This is a genomic window from Pseudomonas sp., from assembly GCF_030683065.1.
Lineage (GTDB): Bacteria > Pseudomonadota > Gammaproteobacteria > Pseudomonadales > Pseudomonadaceae > Aquipseudomonas.
In genome coordinates, this window is record NZ_JAUXMX010000031.1 from 32,331 (window position 1) to 50,156 (window position 17,826).

A 17,826-nucleotide genomic window follows, 5' to 3' on the forward strand; every position below is an offset into this window, starting at 1 on the left:
GCCGCCTAGGCCGTGCGCACCAGGGGCATTAGGCGATACACAGGCTTAACGCAAATGCTCCATCGCCCAAACCGCGGCCTCGACCCGCGAGCGCAGGCCGAGTTTGTGCAGCAGGTTTTTCACGTGAACCTTGACCGTGCCTTCGGTGATGCCGAGCTTACGGCCGATAACCTTGTTGCTGTGACCGGCGGAGATGGTCTTCAGTACCTGACGCTCGCGGTCGGTGAGGTCGACTTGCGAGCTGGTGTGAGGTGAGCGTAGCGCCTGGGCAAGGATCCGGGTCAGGGTAGGGCTGACTACCAGGCTGCCTTGCAGAGCATCGCGGATAGACTGGATCAGCAATTCTGGCTCCATGTCCTTGAGCAGATAACCGTCGGCATCCAGGCGCATGGCGTCGCGGATGTCGTCCTCGGAGTCAGACACGGTAAAGATCAGGATCTTGCCAGTAAAATTCAGTTCGCGCAGACGTTTGAGTGTCTGCAGGCCGTTCATCTGCGGCATGTTGTTGTCCAGCAGGATCAGTTCGGGCTGGAGCTGGCCGACCATATCCAGAGCCTCTTGGCCATGCCCGGCTTCGCCGACGACTTCCAGGTCTTCCTCAAGTTCTAGCAGCTGGCGCATGCCACGACGCATCATCGGGTGGTCGTCGACCAGCAGAATACTGTGGCGAATCGGTGGCTTCATGCGGCACTACCTTCTTCTTGACGCCCGAGAAACTCGGGGCGGAACTGTAAATGGATGCGCGTGCCCTTGGGCGCACGGGGTTCGATGTCAAGGCGGCCCTGCAGGCTGCGGGCTCGTTCCTGCATGATGGTCAGGCCGTGGTGCTGGTGCGGATCGAAGCCCGAAACCAGGCCGCAGCCATCGTCTTCAATCGTCAGCTCGACCTGCTCGCCGTGCTGGCTCAGACGCAGCCAGGTGTGCTTGGCCTGGGCATGCCGGGCGCAATTGGACAGTGCCTCGCGGGCAATTTGTAGCAGGTGAATCTGCTCGCTGGCCGAGAGCTGAAAGGCCAGGCGGTCGATCTGCAACTCGGCACTGAAGTCGCCACGCTTGGCAAATTCCTGCACCGTGTCCTGAAGCTCCTGGTCGAGGCCGCCATCCTGGATCTGCAGGCGGAAGGTGGTCAGCAGTTCACGCAGTTGTCGGTAGGCGGTGTTCAGGCCGTCGCGCAGCTCGTCGCTGACGGTTTCCAGGGTTTGTGCGTTTTCACCGCGGCGAATCAGGGTCTGCAAGCGGCTGACTTGCAGCTTCATGTAAGACAGCGCCTGAGCCAGCGAGTCGTGTAACTCGCGGGCAATGATGGTGCGCTCGTCGAGCAGTAGCAGGCGATTCTCCTGCTCGCGCTGGCGCTTGAGTGACAGCGCCGTGCCGATCTGATTGGCCAGGGCCTGGATCAGTGCGGTTTCCCAGGCCTGCGGCTTATGCCCGTCACGGTAGTAGGCTTTCAGTTCGCCCAGGTCATTGCCCTGGTTGCTGATGCTGAAGGTGGACTGGCTGGGGTTGGTCTTGCGTTCGCAGGTATCGCAATCGCTGCGGGCGCAGATTTCCCGGGTTTCACTGCCATGCAGCGCCAGCAATTGCTCGGCGGGCGCATGCACATTGTCCTGCAGGCACAGGGTCAGGCGCAGGCCTGGCAGGCGCTGCTGGAAGCGGCTGATCAACTCGTCGAGGCGCTCGGCATTGGCCTGGCGGGTGGCCAGGCTGCGGCTGCTCTGGTAGAGCAGTTCCAGGGCGGCATTGGTTTGTGCCAGGGTCTGGGTCTTCTGCGCCACCCGGCTTTCCAGGGTGCGGTGCGACTCCTCGATGGTCTCGGCCATGGCGTTGAAGCTCTCGGCCATCTGCCCCAGCTCGTCAGCCGAGCGAAACTCGACCCGTGCACCGTGATCCCCGCTGCGAAAACGCTCGGCTGCCCTGACCAGCTCCTGCAGCGGGCTGATCACATTGAGCTGCAGTTCGTACATGCCCACCAGCAGGATGACCACGGTAATCAGCAGGGCCGCGCCCTGGATGCTCTGTTGCCAGCCCTGGCGGCGTTCGCTCTGCTTCTGCAGGAGCATGACGAAGTGCTCCAGTTGGGCGACGAAGCTCTCGCTGTGCTGCTGGAAAGCGACCTTGTCGCCGCGATCCAGGGCCGGGCGCAGCTGTTCCTGCCAGAGCAGATGAAGATCACGGTAGGCGCTGGGCAGCGGGGCGTTCGGGCCGCCGCTGAGGTGTTGTTGCAGGCTGCCGTCCAGCCGCAGCTGCAAGTCATCACGCAGTGCGGCGATGCTTTCCGGGGGCGCACCGGCCTCGAGTTGCCAGTTCAGTCGATAGGTGGCCATGCGCAGCGAGCCTGCGGTATTGATCGCCGCCGCATCGTCCTCGCTGAACCAGGCAATCAGGCCGGCGCTGAGGGAGCTGCCCAGGGCCAATATGGCAATCAGGGTCACTGCCAAACCGGCTCTGACCGGCAGTGAACTGCGCATCCATCTCAACATCGCACGGACTACCTCTAAAGAACTCGGACTGCCCGCAGTCTCGTGAGCAATGATTTTTAATATTTATAACTATATGTTTTTAAAGGCATTTTTAACATGAATAAGAACTACCACTTAAGGGGTAGACGGGGGGAGGGCAGGCCTGGGCCACTCTGAATTAATTGACCCAGGTCAAGTGAACCGCCCCCTTGCCTATCTAGTGTGCCGCCCATGGTTCAGGAATTAGGGGGTTCGCTATGGCAAGTCTGAGAGCACAACAGGGCCTGGTTCTGGGCATGAGCACCCTGGCGTTCACCATCTGCTTCATGGTCTGGATGATGTTCGCCGTACTCGGCGTTCCGATCAAGGAGTTACTGCAACTCAACGATACCCAGTTCGGCTTACTGGCCGCCACGCCGGTGCTCACCGGCTCCCTGGTGCGCCTGCCGCTGGGCATGCTCACCGACAGGTTTGGCGGGCGCATCGTGTTCTTCCTGCTGATGCTGGTCTGCGTGCTGCCGATCTACATGATCAGCATGGCCACCGAGTACTGGCACTTTCTGGTTCTTGGCCTGTTCGTCGGCCTCGCCGGTGGCTCGTTCTCGGTGGGTATCGCCTACGTCGCCAAATGGTTCGAGCGGCAGAACCAGGGTTTTGCCATGGGCATCTTCGGTGCCGGCAACGCCGGCGCCGCGCTGACCAAGTTCGTCGCGCCGGCGATCATCGCTGCAGCCAGCTGGCAGATGGTGCCCAAGGTCTACTCGGCGATCATGTTCATCACCGCGCTGCTGTTCTGGTTCTGCACCTACGAGAACAAGGGCCATCGGGTACGCAGCAACGTGTCCCTGGCCGATCAGTTGCGCACCTTGAAAGATCCCAAGGTGATGCGCTACTGCCAGTACTACTCGATCGTCTTCGGCGGCTACGTGGCCCTGGCCCTGTGGATGACCAAGTACTACGTCGAGGAATACGGCTTCAACCTGCAGAGCGCTGCCTTGCTGGCCGCCTGCTTCTCCCTGCCGGGCGGCATCCTGCGGGCCATGGGCGGCTGGATGTCGGACAAGTGGGGCGCGCAGAGCGTGACCTGGTGGGTGATGTGGGTGAGTTGGGTGTGCCTGTTCCTGCTGTCCTACCCGCAGACCGAACTGATCGTGCAGACCATCAACGGCCCGCAGACCTACAACATCGGTCTCAATGCCTGGGCCTTCACCGTGCTGCTGTTCATCGTCGGCATCGCCTTCGCCTTCGGCAAGGCCTCGGTATTCAAGTACATCTCCGATGACTACCCGGACAACATGGGCGCCATCTCCGGCATCGTCGGTCTGGCCGGCGGCCTCGGCGGCTTCATCCTGCCGATCATGTTCGGCGTTCTGGTCGACCTGACCGGCGTGCGCTCCTCCAGTTTCATGCTGATGTACGGCGTGGTCTGGGTCTCCCTGATCTGGATGTACTTCAGCGAAGTTCGCAAAACTCCCGTTATGGGTCTGACGACTCCAGAAAAGTCCAAGGCTCCTGCTTTCCTGCCGCTTGAAGGAGAATGAGCATGTCCGCAACCAAGAATCCCCCTGTCGCCGGACAGCCTAGCCAGGGGCCGGTTATTCACGACTGGCGCCCGGAAGATCCGCATTTCTGGGGCAGCACCGGCAAGCAGGTTGCAACACGCAACCTGTGGATCTCGATCCCCGCGCTGCTGTTGGCTTTCGCTGTGTGGATGGTCTGGAGCGCGGTGACCGTGCGTCTGAACAGCATCGGTTTCACCTTCACTAACGACCAGTTGTTCTGGCTGGCGGCGCTGCCGGGGTTGTCCGGGGCCACCCTGCGGATTTTCTACTCGTTTATGGTGCCGATCTTCGGTGGCCGTAGATGGACCGCCCTGAGCACCGCCTCATTGCTGCTACCGGCCCTGTGGATGGGCTTCGCCGTGCAGGACACCAGCACCACCTACAGCGTGTTCGTGATCATTGCGCTGCTGTGCGGCTTTGGCGGCGGCAACTTCGCCTCAAGCATGGCCAATATCAGCTTCTTCTATCCCAAGTCGCAGCAGGGTACGGCCCTGGGCCTGAATGCCGGCCTGGGCAACCTCGGCGTCTCGGTGATGCAGTTCAGCGTGCCGCTGGTGATTGGCGTCGGCCTGTTCGGCGCAGTCGGCGGTCAGGCCCAGGAACTGGGCGAAGGCAGCCAGCTGTGGTTGCAGAACGCCGGCTTTATCTGGGTGCCGTTCATCATTGCGGTGGCCGTGGCCGCCTGGTTCGGCATGAATGACCTGAGCAGCGCCAAGGCCTCCTTCAGCGAGCAGGCGGTGATCTTCAAGCGTAAGCACAACTGGTTGATGTGCTGGCTGTACCTGGCCACCTTCGGCTCCTTTATCGGCTTCGCTGCCGGCTTCCCGATGCTGATCAAGACCCAGTTTCCTGGCGTCGATCCGCTGCAGTTCGCCTTCCTCGGCCCTCTGGTCGGTGCCCTGGTGCGCCCATTGGGCGGCTGGCTGGCAGACAAGCTGGGCGGCGCGCGGGTCACCCTGTGGAACTTCGTACTGATGATCGCGGCGGTGTTCGGCGTACTCGCCTTCATCCCGGTTGCCGGCACCGAAGGCAACTTCTACGGCTTCCTGGCCATGTTCATGTTGCTGTTCGTCACCACCGGCATCGGCAACGGCTCCACCTTTCGCATGATTCCGGTGATCTTCCGCACCCTGCATGAGCGCGGCAGCATCGGCCAAACCGCAGCGGTCAACGAGCAGGCGATCAAGAACGCCGGCAAGGAAGCGGCCGCGGTACTGGGCTTCAGTTCGGCGGTGGCGGCCTACGGCGCCTTCTTCATCCCCAAGTCTTTCGGCACCTCGATGGCGCTGACCGGCGGCCCGCAAATGGCCCTGTACGTGTTCATCGGCTTCTACGTCAGCTGCATCGGGGTGACCTGGTGGTGGTACTCGCGCAAAGGCGCGGAAGTCCCCTGCTAACCGGCAAAAAATTCGAATCATTGCGTGTGCGGGACGCAGATCCCGCAGCAAGCCTGAGAGGAAAAAGAGATGAGTCATCTACTCGACCAATTGCGTTTCTTCAACCGTAAGCAGGGTGAGTTCGCCGAGGGTCATGGCGAAACCCGCATCGAGTCGCGCGATTGGGAGAACGTCTACCGTTCGCGCTGGCAGTACGACAAGATTGTGCGTTCCACCCACGGTGTGAACTGCACTGGCTCCTGCTCGTGGAAGATCTACGTGAAGAACGGCCTGATCACCTGGGAAACCCAGCTGACCGACTACCCGCGTACCGGCAACGACCTGCCCAACCACGATCCGGGCGGCTGTCCGCGTGGTGCCAGCTACAGCTGGTACATCTATAGCGCCAACCGCCTTAAATACCCCAAGGTGCGCAAGCCGCTGCTCAAGCTCTGGCGTGAAGCGCGGGCCAGTCTGAATCCGGTCGAGGCCTGGGCGAGCATTGTCGAGGATCCGGTCAAGGCGGAGTCCTACAAGAGTAAGCGCGGCATGGGTGGCTTCATTCGTTCTAACTGGAACGAAGTCAACGAGATCATTGCCGCAGCCAACGTCTACACGGTCAAGGAGCACGGCCCGGACCGCGTGGTTGGCTTCTCGCCGATCCCGGCCATGTCGATGGTCAGCTACGCGGCAGGTAGCCGTTACCTGTCGCTGATCGGCGGCGTGTGCCTGAGCTTCTACGACTGGTATTGCGACCTGCCACCGTCCTCACCTCAGGTGTGGGGCGAGCAGACCGACGTGCCGGAATCGGCCGACTGGTACAACTCCAACTACATCATCGCCTGGGGCTCCAACGTGCCGCAGACGCGCACACCCGATGCGCACTTCTTCACCGAAGTCCGCTACAAGGGCACCAAGACCGTGGCCATCACCCCGGATTACTCCGAGGTGGCCAAGCTGACCGACCTCTGGCTGAACCCCAAGCAGGGCACTGATGCGGCGCTGGCCCAGGCGTTCAACCACGTCATCTTCAAGGAATTCCACCTCGACAAGCCGAGCGCCTACTTCACCGATTACGTGCGCCGCTACACCGACTTCCCGGTGCTGGTGCTGCTGAAAGATCACGTCGGCGCCACGCCTGAACTGAACGGCTACCAGCCGGATCGCTTCCTGCGCGCTGCGGATCTTGCCGACAACCTCGGCCAGGAAAACAACCCCGAGTGGAAAACCATCGCCCTGGACAGCGAAACCAATCAACTGGTCTCGCCACTGGGTTCGATCGGCTATCGCTGGGGCGAGAAGGGCAAGTGGAACATCGAGGCCCGCGAGGGCGGTGACGGCCGTGAGGTCAAGCTGCAGCTGAGCCTGATCGGAGAGGATGTGGCCGAGGTGGCCTTCCCGTACTTCGGTGGGCAGACCCACGAGCACTTCCAGCATGTCGCCGGTGAAGCCGTGCAGCTGCGTCGCGTACCGGTGCGCAGCATCACCCTGGCTGACGGCACACAAGCCAAGGTCGCCACCGTATTCGACCTGTCGGCGGCCAACCTCGCCATCGACCGCGGCCTGGGTGGCGGTAACGTCGCCAAGGACTACGACGACGCCACTGTGCCGGGCACCCCGGCCTGGCAGGAACTGATCACCGGCGTGTCGCGCGAGAAGGCGATCCAGATTGCCCGTGAATTCGCCGACAACGCCGACAAGACCAAGGGCCGTTCCATGATCATCGTCGGTGCGGCGATGAACCACTGGTACCACATGGACATGAACTACCGCGGCCTCATCAATATGCTGATGATGTGCGGTTGCGTCGGTCAAACCGGCGGCGGCTGGGCCCACTACGTCGGCCAGGAAAAACTGCGTCCGCAGTGCGGCTGGCTGCCCCTGGCGTTCGGCCTGGACTGGAGCCGTCCACCACGGCAGATGAACGGCACCAGCTTCTTCTACGCCCACTCGTCCCAGTGGCGTCATGAAAAGATGAGCATGCACGAACTGCTGTCGCCGCTGGCCGACAAGTCGCAGTTCCCCGAGCACGCGCTGGACTACAACATCCGCGCCGAACGCGCCGGCTGGTTGCCGAGCGCCCCGCAGATGAACCGCAACCCGCTGCAGATCACCCGTGACGCCAAGGCCGCCGGCATGTCGCCAGTGGATTACGTGCTCAAGTCGCTGCAGGACGACTCCCTGCGTTTCGCCTGCGAGCAGCCGGACAACCCGGCCAACTTCCCGCGCAACATGTTTATCTGGCGCTCCAACCTGCTGGGCAGCTCGGGTAAGGGCCACGAGTACATGCTCAAGTACCTGCTCGGCACCAAGAACGGCGTGATGAACGAAGACCTCGGCAAGCGCGGCGGCTTCAAACCGAACGATGTCGACTGGGTGGACGAAGGCGCGATCGGCAAGCTCGATCTGGTCACCACCCTGGACTTCCGCATGTCCTCTACCTGCGTCTACTCGGACATCGTTTTGCCGACGGCGACCTGGTATGAGAAGGACGACATGAACACCTCGGACATGCACCCCTTTATCCACCCGCTGTCCGCGGCTATCGATCCGGCTTGGGAATCGCGTTCCGACTGGGAAATCTACAAGGGCATCGCCAAGGCCTTCTCCGAGATGTCGGTCGGTCAACTGGGCGTCGAGCAGGACCTGGTCACCGTACCGATGCTGCACGACAGCCCCGGCGAACTGGCCCAGCCGTTCGGCGGCATCGACTGGAAAACCGCCGGCGAAACTCCGGTGCCGGGCAAGAACTGCCCGAACATGACCGTGGTCGAGCGCGACTACCCGAACGTCTACAAGAAGTTCGCCTCCCTCGGCCCCTTGCTCGACAAGCTGGGAAACGGCGGCAAGGGCATCAACTGGAACACCGAGCATGAGGTCGAATTCCTCGGCGAGCTGAACCACAAGGTCAAGGCCGAAGGCGTCAGCCAAGGTCGGCCACAGATCGAATCGGCCATCGATGCCTGCGAGGTGATCCTCACCCTGGCCCCGGAAACCAACGGCCATGTGGCGCTCAAGGCCTGGGCGGCGCTGTCCGAGTTCACCGGCCTGGATCACAGCCACCTGGCGATCAGCAAGGCGCACGAGGCGATTCGCTTCCGCGATATCCAGGCGCAGCCGCGCAAGATCATCTCCAGCCCGACCTGGTCGGGTCTCGAAGACGAGAAGGTCAGCTACAACGCCGGTTACACCAACGTTCACGAGTTCATCCCGTGGCGCACCATCACCGGCCGCCAGCAGTTCTACCAGGATCACCCGTGGATGCAGGCGTTTGGCGAGCAGATGATGAGCTACCGGCCGCCGATCAACACCCGCACCATTGATTACGTCAAAGGCAAGCGGCCCAACGGCAACACCGAGATCGTCCTCAACTGGATCACTCCGCACCAGAAGTGGGGCATTCACAGCACCTACTCGGACAACCTGATCATGCTCACCCTGAGCCGTGGCGGGCCGATCATCTGGCTCTCGGAAAACGACGCCAAGCGCGCCGGCATCGAGGACAACGACTGGGTCGAATGCTTCAACGCCAACGGCGCCCTGACCGCCCGTGCGGTGGTCAGCCAGCGGGTCAAGGACGGCATGGTGATGATGTACCACGCCCAGGAACGCATCGTGAACGTGCCCGGCAGCGAGACCACCAAGACCCGCGGCGGCCACCACAACTCGGTAACCCGCGTGGTGCTCAAGCCCACCCACATGATCGGTGGCTACGCCCAGCAGGCCTACGGTTTCAACTATTACGGCACGGTCGGTTGCAACCGCGACGAGTTCGTCGTGGTGCGCAAGATGGACAAGGTCAACTGGCTTGACAGCACCGATGTCGGCGGCCTGGGCGACGAAGCCCTGCCACAACCCCTGCCACAAGACATTTGAGGAGCATTGCCATGAAAATTCGTTCGCAAGTCGGCATGGTCCTCAACCTGGACAAGTGCATCGGTTGTCACACCTGTTCGATCACCTGCAAAAACGTCTGGACCAGCCGCGAAGGCATGGAATACGCCTGGTTCAACAACGTCGAGACCAAGCCCGGGATCGGCTACCCCAAGGAGTGGGAAAACCAGGAGAAATGGCGCGGCGGCTGGATCCGCAACAAGGACGGCTCGATCAATCCGAAGATCGGCGGCAAGTTCCGTATATTGGCGAACATCTTCGCCAACCCGGACCTGCCGACCATCGACGACTACTACGAGCCGTTCGATTTCGACTACCAGCACCTGCACACCGCGCCGCTCGGCGAGCACCAGCCGGTCGCACGGCCGCGTTCGGTGATCACCGGCAAGCGCATGCAGAAGATCGAGTGGGGTCCGAACTGGGAAGAAATTCTCGGCACCGAGTTTGCCAAACGGCGCAAGGACAAGAACTTCGACCAGATCCAGGCCGACATCTATGGCGAGTATGAAAATACTTTCATGATGTACCTGCCGCGTCTGTGCGAGCACTGCCTCAACCCGACCTGCGCGGCGGCCTGCCCGAGCGGGGCGATCTACAAGCGCGAAGAAGACGGCATCGTCCTCATCGACCAGGAAAAATGCCGCGGCTGGCGCATGTGCATCAGCGGCTGCCCGTACAAGAAGATCTACTTCAACTGGAAGAGCGGCAAATCCGAGAAGTGCATCTTCTGCTACCCGCGTATCGAGGCCGGCATGCCGACCGTGTGTTCGGAAACCTGCGTCGGTCGGATCCGCTACCTCGGCGTGTTGCTGTATGACGCCGACCGCATCCTTGAAGTGGCCAGCACGCCGAACGAGCAGGACCTGTACCACAAGCAACTGGAGATCTTCCTCGACCCCAACGACCCGCAGGTCATCGCCCAGGCCCTGGCCGACGGCGTGCCGCAATCGGTGATCGACGCCGCGCAGAAATCCCCGGTGTACAAACTGGCGGTCGACTGGAAGCTGGCGCTGCCGCTGCACCCGGAATACCGCACCTTGCCGATGGTCTGGTACGTGCCGCCACTGTCACCAATCCAGAACGCCGCGACCGCGGGCACCGTGGGCATGAACGGGGTGATCCCGGATGTCGACAGCCTGCGCATACCGCTGCGTTACCTGGCCAACCTGCTGACCGCTGGCGACATCATTCCGGTCAAGTTGGCACTCAAGCGACTGCTGGCCATGCGCGCCTACAAGCGTTCCGAGCAGGTCGACGGCGTGCAGGACCTGCAAGTGCTGGCCGATGTCGGCCTGAGCGTGGCCCAGGTCGAAGACATGTACCGCTACCTGGCCATCGCCAACTACGAAGACCGCTTCGTCATCCCCAGTGCGCACCGCGAGGAGGCGAGCAGCGATGCCTTCGCCGAGCGTTCCGGCTGTGGCTTTAGCTTCGGCAGCGGTTGCAGTGGTTCCTCCGACACCAACATGTTCGGGGCGAAGAAGGCCAACCAGCGCGACATTCTTAAAACCGTACAGTTGTGGGAGGACTGAGCATGCAAATTCTCAAGGTGATTTCCCTGTTGTTGGATTACCCGACCGAGCAGTTGCTGGAGGGCCGCGACGAACTGGCCCAGGCCATCAGCGCCACTCGCGAGATCAGCCCGCAGCAACGCAGCGCGCTGCACGAACTGCTGGCGCTGATCTGTGACAACGACCTGATGGACGGCCAGGAGCACTACGGCGCGCTGTTCGGTCGTGGTCGCTCGCTGTCGCTGCTGCTGTTCGAGCATGTGCACGGCGAGTCGCGTGACCGTGGTCAGGCCATGGTCGACATGATGGCGCAGTACGAAGAGGCCGGTTTCGCCATCGGCATCAAGGAACTGCCGGACTATATCCCGCTGTACCTGGAGTTCCTCTCCACCCGCGAAGACCTAGAGGCCCGCGAGGGCCTGGCCGATGTCGCACACCTGCTGGCGTTGTTGGCCACTCGTCTGGATGAGCGTGAAAGCGCTTACGCCAGCTGCTTCCGCGCGCTGTTGCAGATTGCCGGCGTCGAGCCGCAGGTGGCCATGGCCGAGGTGCGCGAACAGGTTGCCGCCGAGGTGCGCGACGACTCGCTCGAAGCCCTCGACAAGATCTGGGAGGAGGAGGCCGTGGACTTCCTCCAGGCCGAGCAGCAAGACCGCTGCCCGAGCCAGACCACTTTGCCGGGCAAGGCCCGTGAAGAGTCGGCGGTGCCGCTGCACTGGGTTGATTTCAATCAGGATGGGTTAGCCACCGAGCTGATCCAGGAGGTGCGCAATGTCTAACATCAATCTGTTGGCGTTCGGGGTGTATCCCTATGTTGCCCTGGCCATCTGCATCATCGGCAGCTGGGCGCGTTTCGATCTGTCGCAGTACAGCTGGAAGGCCGGTTCGAGCCAGATCTTCGCCCGCTCGGCGTCCGAGCAGCGCTACATGCGCATCGCCAGCAACCTGTTCCACGTCGGCGTGCTGTTCGTCCTGGCCGGTCACTTCGTCGGCCTGCTGATGCCCGAGGCGCTCTACCACTCGGTCATCAGCACGCAGAACAAGCAGCTGCTGGCCATGGTATCGGGGGGCTTCTTCGGCGTGCTCTGCCTGATCGGTTTGCTGATGCTGCTCAAGCGCCGCCTCGGCGATCCACGGGTGCGGGCCAGTTCCAGCACCTCGGACCTGCTGGTGCTGGTGGTGCTGCTGGTGCAGCTGGTCCTGGGCCTGCTGACCATCGTTGCCTCGACCAGCCACATGGATGGTTCGGTGATGGTGATGCTGGCCAACTGGGCGCAATACACCGTGACCCTGCAACCGATGGCAGCCGCTGCGGCCATCGAGCCGGTGGGCCTGGTCTACAAGCTGCACGTATTCCTCGGCCTGAGCCTGTTCGTGCTGTTCCCCTTCACCCGCCTGGTGCACATCATCAGCGCACCGGTGTGGTACCTGGGGCGGCGCTACCAGATCGTTCGGCAGAAGGGTGTGCAACGGCCGCAGGTTCGTCCGCTGGCCCAGCCTGTGCGTGAGAAACCTGTGCCAGCACCGCAGCCTGGCTATGCCATGGGCGCGGTCAAGGCCAAGGATATTTAAGCGGTCAGTGGTGGGCCGGGCGGCGATCCGTTTTAGCCCACCACGTACCGGCACTTGAATGAATGATTCAAGCATTAACGAGGAACTTGTCATGGGATGCGGATGTGGTGGTGGCAATGCAGGGCAGGGTGGTTGCGGCGCAGAGAAGCCGCCAGTCGACCTGATGGTCGACGCACCTGGCGTACAAGAGGTAACTCCGGAGTCGCGGCCCTCGGACGATGAGCCAGAGGCACTCGCCGAGCAGCTCGAGTCAGCTCCCACGCTGATTGCCAGCAGCGAGCAGGAGTGGCCACGGGTCACGGTCAACGGCGTGACTATCGCGCCTGAGGCCATGGCCCAGGAGCTGCAATATCACCCGGCGGGCAGTCGCGAGGAAGCGGTGTTTCTTGCCGCCCAGGCCCTGGTGATTCGTGAGTTGCTGCAACAGCGCATCGTCGAGCTGGGCTTGTCGGTGCAGGTCGAACCTGGCGAAAGCGCGGAGGAGGCCGCCACCCGCCAGCTGATCGAGCTGGAAGTGGCCCTACCGGAGTGCGACGAGCAAAGCTGTCAGCATTATTACCAGAGCAACCGGGCGCGCTACGTCACCGCGCCCTTGTTGGCGGCGCGGCATATTCTGCTCGAGTGTGCCCCGGACGATGGCGAGGCCCGCAGCCTGGTGCGCGAGAAAGCCGATCAGTTGCTTGAGCTGCTGCGCGTCGATGGCGGTCGCTTCGCCGAATTGGCCATGGCCCACTCGGCCTGTCCGTCCAAGGCCCAGGCTGGCGCGTTGGGGCAACTGAGCAAAGGCCAGACCGTGCCCGAGTTCGAGCGGCAACTGTTCAAACTGCCTGCCGGGTTGGCCGGCCAACCGCTTGAAAGCCGCTACGGCTGGCATGTAGTCAGCGTCGACCAACGCATTGAAGGCAAGCAATTGCCCTACGACGTGGTCGCCGGCTCGATCCGCACCCTGCTGCAACAAGGCGTATGGCAGAAGGGGGTGGCGCAGTACCTGCAAACTCTGATTGGCGCGGCGGATATCGTCGGCATCCGCTTGCAAGGCGGCCGATTCACCGTTGCTGCAGTAGAGCGCAGCAAGCGAAGAGCACTCGGGCTACGGGAGCGCACGCCGCCTGTAGGAGGGGCCTTGGCCGCGATTAATGTTCCCACCGTCCGCGTGGGAACCCAGTGGCTGAGGCTCTAGGGCCGAGCGAACCATGGACGCAGAGGGTGGGCACGACCGAAAATAGGTCGCCCGTTATCGGAGGAATGATGGACACACAACTGCAGGATGGCTTCGGCCGCACTATCGATTACCTGCGCATGTCGGTCACCGACAGATGTGATTTTCGCTGTGTCTATTGCATGGCCGAAGACATGACCTTCCTGCCGCGTCAGCAGGTGCTCGGGATCGAGGAGCTGTACCGGCTGGCGGCGCTGTTCGTCGGCCTGGGCGTGAAGAAGATCCGCCTGACGGGCGGCGAACCGCTGGTACGCAACGGTATCGTCGAGCTGTGCCAACGCATCGCCGCCTTGCCCGGCCTGCGCGAGCTGGTGATGACCAGCAACGGCTCGCAACTGGTCAAGCTGGCCAGGCCGCTGGCCGACGCCGGGGTCAAACGCCTGAACATCAGCCTCGACAGCCTGGATGCCGGCAAATTTCGTGGCATCACCCGTACCGGCAGCCTGCGCCAGGTGCTGGACGGCATCGAAGCGGCGCGCGATGCCGGCTTCGAGCGGATCAAGCTCAACGCGGTGGTGATGAAAGGGCGCAACTTCGACGAAGTGCTCGACCTGGTCGATTACGCCATCGCCCGGCAGCTGGATATCAGTTTTATCGAAGAAATGCCCTTGGGCGATGTCGGCCGTTCACGCGGCGAGTCGTACTGCTCCAGCGAAGAAGTACGCAACCTGATCGCCACTCGGCATGCCCTGCTCGACAGCGCCGAGCACAGCGGCGGGCCGGCGCGCTACGTGCGCCTGAAGGAACATGCGGCTACCCGCATCGGCTTTATTTCACCGAATTCGCACAACTTCTGCAGCACCTGCAACCGTGTGCGCCTGACCGTCGAAGGCCGCCTGCTGTTGTGCCTGGGCCACGAAAACGCCATCGACCTACGCGCCCTGGTGCGCCGCTACCCGCTGGACGATCAACCGATCATCGACGCGGTGCAGCAAGCCCTGCAACGCAAACCACTGCGCCATGAATTCAGCTCCGACGGTGAGGTGAAGATCCTGCGATTCATGAACGCCAGTGGCGGCTGAAGTCGTGTTTGCGCTGTTCCTTCGAAAAGCTCCGTTTACCCCCATGCAAGTGCACGTTCCTCTGGCGTGATCTGCAAGCGGGTCATACAGAGGACGAGTCCTCGCACCCCAGCCAGCGTCCAGGTCGACGTGAGAAACACGGCCCAGACCGCGAGAAACAGGACAAAACCAGGTACATAGGGTGGCGAGAAACCCGGTAGATCCCCGAACTCACCAGCACCGATGCCGTCTGCAGCTTCAGCGGCTAGACCATGGCTCTGGCCGCCTGGATCGACCAGGAAGAAGAACGCCGCCGCTTGACCCGCGAAGCACTGGCCGATGTTGATGCCGGCCAGGTCATCGATCATCAAGCCGTTCAAGCCTGGGCCGAAAGCCTCGGCAGCGACACTGTGCTACCGGTCCCGCGCTAATGGAGTTGAAGTGGACCAGCAAGGCGCTCAATGACTTGGCCAGGCTCTACGAGTTTCTGGCCAGCGTGAACAAGCCTGCCGCCGCGCCCACGGTTCAACAGCTCACTGCCGCGCCGATAACCCTGCTGAGCAACCCGCGTCTTGGCGAACGGCTGGAAGAATTCGATCCGCGCGAAGTGCGACGTATCCTGGCCGGGCACTATGAGATGCGCTACGAGATCCAGGAATCCACCCTCTACCTGCTGCGCCTGTGGCATACCCGCGAGAGTCGATAGCAGAATCAATGGGGCCCACGCGCAACAAAAAATCCCTGACTCGGCGATATGGCTTCGTAAGCTGTGCCGTGCGCACCGATTGCCTGTGGCGCTGGGTGCGCGCGGCGCACCCCACGGGTTAGGTGTCCGGCTGAGCTATGGGGTCTGTTGTCAGCGCTGGAGTTGGCCGTATCTAGCGTTGTGGCAGGTCGTTGGTGGATCTTGATCGAGGTCAATCCCGTACTGACGTTTCTCGGGTAACTTTCACTGCATATTGTGGTTATAGATAAATAAATATCTATATGTAGTGTCAGGAGGCGACATGCTCAGCCCGGTTAAAGCCCTTCATCCTCAGCAGTTATGCAAGCGCGATGGCAGCATCGCGGCGTTCGATCTCGGCAAGATCCGTCTGGCGATCTACGCGGCGGGGGAGGTCAGTGGTGAATTCGACGAGGCTCTGGCGGGGGAGTTGGCCGAAGCGGTGCTGCTGCGCCTGCAGGACTTGCCCAGTATCGATATCGAGCAGGTGCAAGACCGCGTCGAGCGGGTGTTGATGGAGGCCGGTTTCTATCAAACTGCGCGCGCCTATATCGTCTACCGCGAACGTCATGGCCGGCTGCGTCGTGACCGCAAGGCGCTGGTGGATGTGGCCGCGTCGATGAACGAATACCTGTCGCGCGAGGACTGGCGGGTGCGCGCCAACGCCAACCAGGGTTATTCCCTTGGCGGGCTGATTCTCAACGTGTCAGGCAAGGTCACCGCCAACTACTGGCTGGACGAGGTGTACAGCGAGGCCATCGGCCAGGCCCATCGCGAGGCCGATCTACATGTTCACGATCTGGACATGCTCGCCGGTTACTGCGCCGGCTGGTCACTGCGCAGCCTGCTCAATGAGGGTTTCAACGGTATTCCCGGGCGGGTCGAGGCGGGGCCGCCCAAGCACTTGTCCAGCGCCCTGGGGCAGATGGTCAACTTTCTCGGCACCTTGCAGAACGAGTGGGCCGGCGCTCAGGCCTTCAGCTCCTTCGATACCTACCTGGCGCCCTATGTGCGCAAGGACAACCTGGGTTTCGCCGAGGTGCGTCAGGCGATCCAGGAGTTTATCTATAACCTCAACGTGCCGTCGCGCTGGGGCACCCAGACGCCCTTCACCAACCTGACCTTCGACTGGGTGTGCCCGGAAGACCTGCGCGAGCAGATTCCCTATATCGGCGGCGTGGAAATGCCGTTTGCCTACGGCGATCTGCAGGCCGAGATGGAGCTGATCAACCGCGCCTATATCGAGGTGATGCAGGCCGGCGACGCCATGGGCCGGGTGTTCACCTTCCCGATTCCGACCTACAACATCACCCATGACTTTCCCTGGGACAGCGAGAACGCCGACCGCCTGTTCGAGATGACCGCGCGTTATGGCCTGCCGTATTTCCAGAACTTCCTCAATTCGGACATGCAGCCCAATCAGGTGCGCTCGATGTGCTGCCGCCTGCAACTGGACGTGCGCGAACTGCTTAAGCGCGGTGGCGGCCTTTTCGGTTCGGCCGAGCAGACCGGCTCCCTGGGGGTGGTGACGATCAACTGCGCGCGCCTCGGCTATCTGTACAAGGGCGACACCCAGGGTCTGCTCAAGCGCCTCGATCAGTTGATGGAGCTGGCAATGGAAAGCCTGGAGGTCAAGCGCAAGGTGATCCAGCACCATATGGACGCCGGCCTCTATCCCTATACCAAGCGTTACCTGGGCACCCTGCGTAATCACTTCTCGACCATCGGCCTGAACGGCATGCACGAGATGCTGCGCAATTTCACCGGTGACCAGGAAGGCATGCACACGCCGAAGGGCCGCGAATTCGCCTTGCATTTGCTCGACCATGTCCGCGCCACCCTGATGCGTTTCCAGGAAGAAACCGGGCAGATGTACAACCTCGAGGCGACGCCGGCCGAGGGCACCACCTACCGTTTCGCCAAGGAAGACCGCAAGCGCTACCCGGACATTCTCCAGGCCGGCAGTGCCGAGGCGCCGTACTACACCAACTCCTCGCAATTGCCGGTGGGCTTCACCGACGACCCCTTCGAGGCCCTGGAACTGCAGGACGAACTGCAGTGCAAGTACACCGGCGGCACCGTGCTGCACCTGTATATGGCTGAGCGAATTTCCTCGATCCAGGCCTGCAAGCAACTGGTGCGCAGCGCCCTGGGCCGTTTCCGCCTGCCGTACCTGACGATAACCCCGACCTTTTCCATCTGCCCGGTGCACGGCTACCTGGATGGCGAACACGAGTTCTGCCCGAAATGCGACGAGGCGCTGCTGCACAAGCAGCAAGGCTGCGCCGCCACAAACGACGCCTCTTGAATACCTAGGATTCCCCCTTTACCCACAGCAAGGAGCGACACCATGCAAAACACTCAGCAACTCCCAGAAGCACAACGCCAACGCTGCGAAGTCTGGACCCGGGTGATGGGCTACCACCGCCCGGTCACTGCCTTCAATCCAGGCAAGCAATCCGAGCACCGCGAGCGTCAGCACTTCACCGAAGCGGCGGCGCGAGTCAG

General features: G+C 62.1%; 10 protein-coding genes and 3 pseudogenes. 11 read left to right on the forward strand and 2 right to left on the reverse strand.

Annotation, left to right across the window (positions count from 1 at the left end; all coding sequences use genetic code 11):
- Positions 1 to 45 precede the first annotated feature (45 nt).
- Together narL and Q8K09_RS09305 are read right to left on the reverse strand one after the other, a co-directional pair.
- Positions 46 to 684, reverse strand: a complete 639-nt coding sequence (gene narL / locus Q8K09_RS09300) for a two-component system response regulator NarL (protein ID WP_305254685.1) — start codon at positions 682 to 684, stop codon at positions 46 to 48.
- Entirely contained in the window at positions 681 to 2,480 is a 1,800-nt protein-coding gene (locus Q8K09_RS09305) for a HAMP domain-containing protein (protein WP_305254686.1), read from the reverse strand. The genes narL and Q8K09_RS09305 overlap by 4 nt, the downstream gene beginning before the upstream one ends.
- A gap of 236 nt (positions 2,481 to 2,716) precedes the next feature.
- Between Q8K09_RS09305 and Q8K09_RS09310 the strand changes: the two genes are divergently transcribed.
- The 11 genes and pseudogenes from Q8K09_RS09310 to Q8K09_RS09360 form a co-directional block, all read left to right on the forward strand.
- Positions 2,717 to 4,000, forward strand: coding sequence for a nitrate/nitrite transporter (locus tag Q8K09_RS09310; RefSeq protein WP_305254687.1), 1,284 nt, complete (start codon positions 2,717 to 2,719; stop codon positions 3,998 to 4,000).
- A 2-nt stretch (positions 4,001 to 4,002) separates the two neighbouring features.
- Positions 4,003 to 5,418: a NarK family nitrate/nitrite MFS transporter gene (locus Q8K09_RS09315; RefSeq protein ID WP_305254688.1), complete on the forward strand. Its 1,416-nt coding sequence runs from the start codon at positions 4,003 to 4,005 to the stop codon at positions 5,416 to 5,418.
- A 69-nt stretch (positions 5,419 to 5,487) separates the two neighbouring features.
- Positions 5,488 to 9,273 (forward strand): nitrate reductase subunit alpha, encoded by a 3,786-nt coding sequence (locus Q8K09_RS09320; protein WP_305254689.1) that lies wholly within the window; start codon positions 5,488 to 5,490, stop codon positions 9,271 to 9,273.
- 11 nt (positions 9,274 to 9,284) lie between these two features.
- A complete protein-coding gene (narH, locus tag Q8K09_RS09325; RefSeq protein WP_305254690.1) occupies positions 9,285 to 10,823 on the forward strand; it encodes a nitrate reductase subunit beta in 1,539 nt (512 codons plus the stop codon).
- A 2-nt stretch (positions 10,824 to 10,825) separates the two neighbouring features.
- Positions 10,826 to 11,581 carry a nitrate reductase molybdenum cofactor assembly chaperone gene (gene narJ, locus Q8K09_RS09330; RefSeq protein ID WP_305254691.1) on the forward strand — a complete coding sequence of 252 codons (756 nt, stop codon included), beginning with the start codon at positions 10,826 to 10,828 and terminating at the stop codon, positions 11,579 to 11,581.
- Complete coding sequence (gene narI, locus Q8K09_RS09335; RefSeq protein ID WP_305254692.1) at positions 11,574 to 12,374, forward strand: respiratory nitrate reductase subunit gamma; 801 nt, start codon at positions 11,574 to 11,576, stop codon at positions 12,372 to 12,374. Before narJ ends, narI begins: the two co-directional genes overlap by 8 nt.
- A gap of 91 nt (positions 12,375 to 12,465) precedes the next feature.
- Positions 12,466 to 13,438: pseudogene (locus tag Q8K09_RS09340) on the forward strand (peptidylprolyl isomerase).
- A 184-nt stretch (positions 13,439 to 13,622) separates the two neighbouring features.
- The gene (moaA, locus tag Q8K09_RS09345; protein WP_305254694.1) at positions 13,623 to 14,615 is read left to right on the forward strand and encodes a GTP 3',8-cyclase MoaA; all 993 of its coding nucleotides are present in this window, start codon (positions 13,623 to 13,625) and stop codon (positions 14,613 to 14,615) included.
- A 254-nt stretch (positions 14,616 to 14,869) separates the two neighbouring features.
- Positions 14,870 to 15,025: pseudogene (locus Q8K09_RS09350) on the forward strand (CopG family transcriptional regulator); the annotation flags it as partial.
- Entirely contained in the window at positions 15,025 to 15,300 is a 276-nt protein-coding gene (locus Q8K09_RS09355) for a type II toxin-antitoxin system RelE/ParE family toxin (protein WP_305254695.1), read from the forward strand. The pseudogene Q8K09_RS09350 and the gene Q8K09_RS09355, both read left to right, overlap by 1 nt.
- Before the next feature lie 301 nt (positions 15,301 to 15,601).
- Positions 15,602 to 17,818: pseudogene (locus Q8K09_RS09360) on the forward strand (ribonucleoside triphosphate reductase); the annotation flags it as partial.
- Positions 17,819 to 17,826: the final 8 nt, after the last annotated feature.

Bases quoted from the DNA above. Each gene is read 5' to 3' on its own strand.
- narJ (WP_305254691.1), top strand. From the start codon at position 10,826: ATGCAAATTCTCAAGGTGATTTCCCTGTTGTTGGATTACCCGACCGAG.
- moaA (WP_305254694.1), top strand. From the start codon at position 13,623: ATGGACACACAACTGCAGGATGGCTTCGGCCGCACTATCGATTACCTG.
- Q8K09_RS09305 (WP_305254686.1), bottom strand. From the start codon at position 2,480: ATGTTGAGATGGATGCGCAGTTCACTGCCGGTCAGAGCCGGTTTGGCA.
- narL (WP_305254685.1), bottom strand. From the start codon at position 684: ATGAAGCCACCGATTCGCCACAGTATTCTGCTGGTCGACGACCACCCG.
- Q8K09_RS09320 (WP_305254689.1), top strand. From the start codon at position 5,488: ATGAGTCATCTACTCGACCAATTGCGTTTCTTCAACCGTAAGCAGGGT.
- Q8K09_RS09315 (WP_305254688.1), top strand. From the start codon at position 4,003: ATGTCCGCAACCAAGAATCCCCCTGTCGCCGGACAGCCTAGCCAGGGG.
- Q8K09_RS09355 (WP_305254695.1), top strand. From the start codon at position 15,025: ATGGAGTTGAAGTGGACCAGCAAGGCGCTCAATGACTTGGCCAGGCTC.
- narI (WP_305254692.1), top strand. From the start codon at position 11,574: ATGTCTAACATCAATCTGTTGGCGTTCGGGGTGTATCCCTATGTTGCC.
- Q8K09_RS09310 (WP_305254687.1), top strand. From the start codon at position 2,717: ATGGCAAGTCTGAGAGCACAACAGGGCCTGGTTCTGGGCATGAGCACC.
- narH (WP_305254690.1), top strand. From the start codon at position 9,285: ATGAAAATTCGTTCGCAAGTCGGCATGGTCCTCAACCTGGACAAGTGC.